The organism is Polaromonas sp. P1_H6 (genome assembly GCF_056405195.1).
In genome coordinates this window covers 154,371-160,500 of sequence record NZ_JBFUCN010000009.1, presented here as the reverse complement: position 1 = coordinate 160,500, position 6,130 = coordinate 154,371, and the positions used below count along the sequence as shown (strand labels likewise).

Annotated in this window: 7 protein-coding genes; 1 reads left to right on the top strand and 6 read right to left on the bottom strand. The window is 60.9% G+C overall.

Features of this window, described 5'->3' with window-relative positions:
- Positions 1–561 precede the first annotated feature (561 nt).
- The 6 genes from mdtD to rplM form a co-directional block, all read right to left on the bottom strand.
- Complete coding sequence (gene mdtD / locus AC1D1F_RS11070) at positions 562–1,983, bottom strand: multidrug transporter subunit MdtD (RefSeq protein ID WP_477700723.1); 1,422 nt, start codon at positions 1,981–1,983, stop codon at positions 562–564.
- Positions 1,984–2,098: 115 nt separating this feature from the next.
- Positions 2,099–2,464, bottom strand: a complete 366-nt coding sequence (gene erpA / locus AC1D1F_RS11065; RefSeq protein WP_122955163.1) for an iron-sulfur cluster insertion protein ErpA — start codon at positions 2,462–2,464, stop codon at positions 2,099–2,101.
- 168 nt (positions 2,465–2,632) lie between these two features.
- On the bottom strand, positions 2,633–3,034 hold the full coding sequence (locus tag AC1D1F_RS11060; RefSeq protein ID WP_436156070.1) for a bactofilin family protein: 402 nt from the start codon (positions 3,032–3,034) through the stop codon (positions 2,633–2,635).
- Between the two features lie 58 nt (positions 3,035–3,092).
- Positions 3,093–3,800, bottom strand: coding sequence for a DUF6776 family protein (locus tag AC1D1F_RS11055; protein WP_477680835.1), 708 nt, complete (start codon positions 3,798–3,800; stop codon positions 3,093–3,095).
- A 189-nt stretch (positions 3,801–3,989) separates the two neighbouring features.
- Positions 3,990–4,382, bottom strand: coding sequence for a 30S ribosomal protein S9 (rpsI, locus tag AC1D1F_RS11050; RefSeq protein ID WP_007867568.1), 393 nt, complete (start codon positions 4,380–4,382; stop codon positions 3,990–3,992).
- A 10-nt stretch (positions 4,383–4,392) separates the two neighbouring features.
- Positions 4,393–4,821, bottom strand: a complete 429-nt coding sequence (rplM, locus tag AC1D1F_RS11045; RefSeq protein ID WP_007867557.1) for a 50S ribosomal protein L13 — start codon at positions 4,819–4,821, stop codon at positions 4,393–4,395.
- A gap of 207 nt (positions 4,822–5,028) precedes the next feature.
- On the opposite strand from rplM, the gene AC1D1F_RS11040 reads away from it, so the two are divergent.
- The gene (locus AC1D1F_RS11040) at positions 5,029–6,015 is read left to right on the top strand and encodes a 23S rRNA (adenine(2030)-N(6))-methyltransferase RlmJ (RefSeq protein ID WP_477678860.1); all 987 of its coding nucleotides are present in this window, start codon (positions 5,029–5,031) and stop codon (positions 6,013–6,015) included.
- Positions 6,016–6,130: the final 115 nt, after the last annotated feature.

Here is a 6,130-nt window from a genome sequence, read left to right as displayed (position 1 = left end):
CTGGCCGGGGGTTGCCCGGCAGCAAGTAACTTTCTTTTGCTTCGCCAAAAGAAAGTCACCAAAGAAAAGGCGACCCGCAGTCTGGGTCCCTACGCTTCGCTACGGGCAACCTGCGGTGCTCGAGCCAAGCGGGGTCCGGCTAAACTCGCCTTCGGCTCAGACAACGCCGGCCCTGATCCGCTTGTCTCTGAGCTCCTCGGCCCAGCCAGGACGGGGCAATCGGGAGCGGGGAAAGAAGACAAATACAAACAAGGACTCGCCGTGGCGAGTCCTTGTTTCTTCAGGTATTCGGTATTCCTTCCCCACCCCTTGTGGATGCGCCGAGGAGCGCAGGTTCAGACGGATCAGGGATCGCGTTGTTTGAGCCGAAGGCGAGTTTAGCGAGACCCCGTCTGGACCGAGCACCGCAGGCTGCCCGCAGCGCAGCGGAGGGACGCAGCAACCAGGGTCGCCTTTTCTTTTGCTTACTTTTCTTTTGGCGAAGCAAAAGAAAAGTGAGTAGCCGGGCTACCCCCGGCCAGCAACCCTCAGAGGAGAGCGCGTCGCCGGAACAAGCAACACCTACCCCTGCCCCGAAGCCTCAGAAGCTTCAGCCTTCTTCACCACCCTCACCTCCGGCGAGAGCTGCCAGAAGATCCCCGCCGAGGCCAGCGTGATCAACCCCATCGCGGCAAACGTCGCCTGGAAGGAGTGCAGCGTCTGCACCGCTTCGGCGGTGCCGAAGAAACCCGTGAAGGCGGCCAGCACCGCGCCGGCGGCGGCCACGCCCATGCTCATGGCCAGCATTTGGATCATGGACAGCAGGCTGTTGCCGCTGCTGGCCATGCTGCTGTCGAGGTCGCGCAGGGTGACGGTGTTCATCGCGGTGAACTGCATGGAATTGACCGCGCCGAAGCAGGCCAGTTGCAGGATGTGCAGCCACAGCGGCTGGGCCGGCGTGACGAGTGCGAAACTGGCCATGGTGAGGCCCACCAGCGCAGTGTTGGTCACCAGCACCCGGCGATAGCCGTAGCGCGTGATGAGCGGCGTGGTGACGCGCTTGACCAGCATGCTGGCCACGGCGACGGGCACCATCATCATGCCGGCCTGCAACGGCGAATAATCCAGGCTGACCTGCAGCAACAGCGGCACCAGAAAGGGCATGCACGAGCTGCCCAGGCGCGAGAACAGGTTGCCCAACAGGCCTATGCTGAGCGTGGGGATCGAAAACAGCTTGGGCGAAAACAGCGGGTCGGGCCGCTTGGCCGCATGCAGCCAGTAGGCGGTCAGGCTGGCCATGCCGAACACCAGCAGCACCAGCACGCTGGCCTGTTTCAGGCCCAGGCCCGACAGCCCGTCGACCGCGAGCGAGACGGCCACCATGCCGAAGGCCAGGAACAGATAACCCGGCAGGTCAAAGCGCGGCACCTGCATCCGCGGGTTGTCCTGCATATAGAACACCGTCGCCACCCCGCCCAGCAGCCCCACCGGAATGTTGATGAGGAAGACCCAGTGCCAGGTGGCCACCTCGACCAGCCAGCCGCCCAGGGTGGGGCCTATCAACGGGCCGATCAGGCCCGGAATGGCGATAAAGCTCATGGCCTGCAAAAAGCGTTCGCGCGGGAAGGCGCGCAGCACGGCGAGCCGGCCCACCGGCAGCAGCAACGCCCCGCCCATGCCCTGCACCACGCGCGCGGCCACCAGTTGCATCAGGTTGCCGGACAGCGCGCAGGCGATGGAGCCGACGACGAACAAGGAGATCGCGCCCACATACACGCGCCGCGTGCCGAAGCGGTCGGCGATCCAGCCGGAGGCGGGGATCAACATGGCCATGGTGAGGGAATAGGCCACCACCACCGACTGCATGCGCAAGGGGCTTTCGCCGAAACTGCGGGCCATGGCCGGCAGGGTGGTGTTGACGATGGTGGCGTCCAGGGTCTGCATGAAAAAGCCGATGGCCACCAGCCAGAGCAGCACACGCAATGATTTTTCTTCTGCCTGCATGGTTGAGAGATGAAAAATGGCGGACTTGGTTCAGGGCATTGAACAGACGGAAAGAACGGCGGACAGCAAAAAGCCGCCTCGAGGGCGGCTTTTTGAGCGGGGTGCGGGATTCGCCTCAGGCCGAGAAGCTGGAACCGCAGCCGCAGGTGCTGGTGGCGTTGGGGTTCTTGATGACGAACTGGGCGCCTTCAAGGTCGTCCTTGTAGTCGATCTCGGCGCCCACCAGGTACTGGTAGCTCATGGCGTCGATCAGCAGGGACACGCCGTTCTTGGTCATGGTGGTGTCGTCTTCGTTGGTGATTTCATCAAAGGTGAAACCATACTGGAAGCCGGAGCAGCCGCCGCCCTGGACGAACACGCGCAGCTTCAGGTCGGGATTGCCTTCTTCGGCGATCAGCTCAGCCACCTTGGAGGCGGCGCTGTCGGTGAAGACAAAAGGCGCGGGCATTTCGGTCTGGATATTTTCGGCAACGGCACTCATGGGGACTCCAATACATCATCAAGCGAACATCGTCCGCGATTCGGGGCTGCAGGCTCTGGCGGCACTGATAGGCAAATAGTACAGCAATTCAATCAACCATAACGCCCATGCGTGTTAGGCGCAGCCATCTATTTGTGAGCGCTTACTCTCAAAATCCACCCGGCAGGCTTAGATATTGTTGGCCGCCAGCTTGAGCGTGGGCTTTTCTTCCAGCTCCGGATGCGTGGTGGGACGCAACTGTCCAAAGATGACGGCGCCCTGGTGCATTTCAAGCGCTTTGTAGGACACGTCGCCCTCGATCTTCGCCTTGGGCTGCAGCTCGAGCAGCTCGGAAGCATGCACGGGCCCCATGACGCGGCCGTTGATGATGACGTGGTCGGCGTGGATATAGCCGGTCACGGTGGCGGACTCGCTGATCACCAGGATGCTGGAGCTGCCTTCGGCGGCCCGAATGTCGCCTATGACTTCGCCGTCTATGCGCAGGCCGTCGGTGAACTTCAGGTTGCCTTCAATACAGCTGCCCTGGGCAATCAGGCTTTTGATAGGCGGCTGTTTCTTTTTTCCAAACATACAAAAATTCCTGTGCTGGGTCGGTGTGCAATGGGCGGGATGGCTGGGGGAAATTCATTCAAAGCTTGAAGGTCTGGGAAGATCTGACCGCTGTTCCCTCAATGACCTTAGCTGTAACACTTTGTACCACGGCTTGGGGGGGCAAGTCGAGGACACCCTCCACACGCCGGTACTGTTTGAACTGTAAAGTTTGCGGCCCTCCGGGCAAAGTCATGCTCCAGGGCTTGCCGGCCTGGGTTCCATGGACGGTGAGGTCCAGTTTCCCGTTGAAATTCGGGGCGGCTTTCTCAGCCTGGATGACCAGCACCTGCCACTTGAGCTGGGTGTCGGACAGCCTTTCGGCCTGCAGGCTGCGGATGGTGGCCACTTCGGCGCTACCGGCCGGCAGCAGCTTTTCAAAAAAGCCCAGGTCGTCGCGCAGGCTTCGGTTGTCCGCTTCCAGCTGCCGGATCTGGCTCATCATTTTTTCCTGGGCGGCTTTTTCGGCGGTCAACAGGCTGCCTGAGGTGTTGGCGATGGACTGCGCCTTGTCGCGATCCGAGCGCAGGCTGGCCAATTCCTGCCGCAGCAGCACCAGTTCTTCCTTGCTGCCCGTGTCTGTGCCGGTGATGCCCTTGCCGAATTCGAAGGCCCACAAGGCGATGGCGCCGGAAAAGCCGAGCATCAGGGCGCCGGCGATCCAGCGCAAGGGCCAAGGGAGCGAGCTGCGCACCGACATGCGCGGGGAACTGATGGTCAGGCGACGGCGAAACAGGCGAAATTTCAAAAAAGGGCCCTGCTGTTTTCGGTTCGGGGAGCGTGCATTGTGCACTCAGACGAGGCCCAGAAAGGGTATTAATCCCCACAATACCGGTAAAGCCACAGTAAGGGTTTGCATCCGGGTTTGCCGGACGGATGGCCCATGAAAAAAGCCGCCAGGCTTGCACCAGGCGGCTTTTTTGGGAGCGAAGCGGATTTAGCGCTTGCTGAACTGCTTGCGACGGCGAGCAGAACGGAAACCGACTTTTTTACGTTCGACTTCACGTGCATCGCGGGTCACAAAGCCGGCCTGGCTCAGGGCCGGCTTCAGCGTTGCGTCGTAATCGATCAGCGCGCGGGTGATACCGTGGCGCACTGCGCCGGCCTGGCCGGACTCGCCGCCGCCGTGGACGTTGACCATGATGTCAAACGTCTCGACGTGGTTCGTCAGAAACAGGGGTTGGCGGCAGATCATGATCGAGGTTTCACGACCGAAGAACACCTGGATGTCACGATCATTGATCGTGATCTTGCCGGTGCCTTTTTTGATAAACACACGGGCGACGCTGGATTTGCGACGGCCGGTGCCATTGTTCCATTCACCAATCATCAATAGCTCCTTAGATGTCCAGCACTTTGGGCTGTTGGGCGGTATGCGGGTGCTCTGCACCACCGTACACCTTGAGTTTCTTGATCATGGCGTAGCCGAGCGGGCCCTTGGGCAGCATGCCCTTGACGGCTTTTTCCAAAGCGCGGCCGGGGTGCTTGGCTTGCATGTCGCGGAAGTTGGTGGCAGTGATGCCGCCTGGATATCCGGAATGGCGATAGTAGATCTTGTCGGTCGACTTGGCGCCGGTGACGCGCAGCTGGGCTGCGTTGATGATGACGATGAAGTCACCGGTATCGACGTGAGGCGTATAAATGGCCTTGTGTTTGCCGCGCAAACGGAGAGCAACTTCGCTGGCTACTCGTCCGAGGACCTTGTCGGTCGCGTCAATCACAAACCACTCGTGCGTCACGTCAGCGGGTTTTGCGCTGAACGTTTTCATGAGTTTTCTTTCGAAAAAATGGTTTGTCGGGTTCTTTTCTGCGGTCGGTGTTCTTCTGATGAGAACCTCTTAGGCAGTATTGTTTAGCCTCTGCCGCGGAACCACAAGGCGCTGCAGAGCCCACGATTATATGAAAAATCAAGGACTTGCGTCAATATTCGGCCGCTTTTAAGGCATTCCCCCCCGGCAAGAAGGTAGGATAGGCCCATGTTTTCCTATCGCCACGCCTTCCACGCAGGCAACCACGCCGACGTGCTCAAGCACACCACGCTGATCGCGTTGATGAAGTACCTGACCCAGAAAGACACGGCGCTGACCGTGATCGACACGCACGCGGGCGCGGGCCTGTACCGGCTGGACGGTGATTACACCGAAACCAGCGGCGAGGCCCAGGAGGGCATTTTCCGCCTGCTGTCCGAGCCCAAAGCGGTTACAACCCCCGCGAAAAAAGCGCCTACTGCTACCAAAACCGCAGCAGCCGGCGCAGGCAAACCCGCCGCCGCCCCGACTTGGGCGCCTGCGCTGCAGGACTATATTGACCTGCTGCGCGGCCTGAACCCGCAGTTCGCCGAAACCGGCGACCTCGCCCACCTCAAGATTTACCCGGGCTCCCCCTTCATCGAGCAGCAATTCCTGAGCGGGCGCGACAAGCTCAAGCTGTTCGAACTGCACCCCACCGATTTCAAGTCGCTTTCCGGCAACATCGAGCAGCTGGGCGTGGGCCGCCAGGTGGCCGTTGCCCGTGAAGACGGCTTTGAAGCGCTCAAAACCTTTTTGCCGCCGCCGGCCCGCCGGGCCATGGTGCTCTGCGATCCCAGCTACGAAATGAAGAGCGACTACGGTCGCGTGGCCACCTGCATGGCCGATGCCCTCAAGCGATTCGCCACCGGCACCTATGTGGTCTGGTACCCCATCATTCCGCGGCCCGAAGCGCACGATTTGCCGCGAAAACTCAAAACCCTGGCCGTCAAAAGCAGCCGCAGCTGGCTGAATGCGGCTTTAACGGTGAAATCAAGCAAGTTAACGACAGATACGAGCGGAGAAGTGATTCGCCCGGGACTTCCCGCAAGCGGCATGTTCGTCATCAACCCGCCCCACACGCTCAAAGCGGAGCTGCAAGCCGCCCTGCCGCAAATGGTGGCGCTGCTGGGCCAGGACCGCAACGCGGGCTTCACGCTGGAACACGGCGGCTGAAGCGCACGAGGCAAGCGCCTTGCGGCGCCGAGGCTAGCTGGTTTGCAGCGCCGCGCGCGCATGTTTTCCTGTCTTTACCGCCGCGATGAGTTGTGGCAAGGTTGCCTGTCACCTG

What these genes read in the sequence shown, in the direction of transcription:
- mdtD (WP_477700723.1), bottom strand. Translation starts at nt 1,983, where the DNA reads ATGCAGGCAGAAGAAAAATCATTGCGTGTGCTGCTCTGGCTGGTGGCC.
- erpA (WP_122955163.1), bottom strand. Translation starts at nt 2,464, where the DNA reads ATGAGTGCCGTTGCCGAAAATATCCAGACCGAAATGCCCGCGCCTTTT.
- AC1D1F_RS11060 (WP_436156070.1), bottom strand. Translation starts at nt 3,034, where the DNA reads ATGTTTGGAAAAAAGAAACAGCCGCCTATCAAAAGCCTGATTGCCCAG.
- rpsI (WP_007867568.1), bottom strand. Translation starts at nt 4,382, where the DNA reads ATGATTGGTGAATGGAACAATGGCACCGGCCGTCGCAAATCCAGCGTC.
- rplM (WP_007867557.1), bottom strand. Translation starts at nt 4,821, where the DNA reads ATGAAAACGTTCAGCGCAAAACCCGCTGACGTGACGCACGAGTGGTTT.
- AC1D1F_RS11040 (WP_477678860.1), top strand. Translation starts at nt 5,029, where the DNA reads ATGTTTTCCTATCGCCACGCCTTCCACGCAGGCAACCACGCCGACGTG.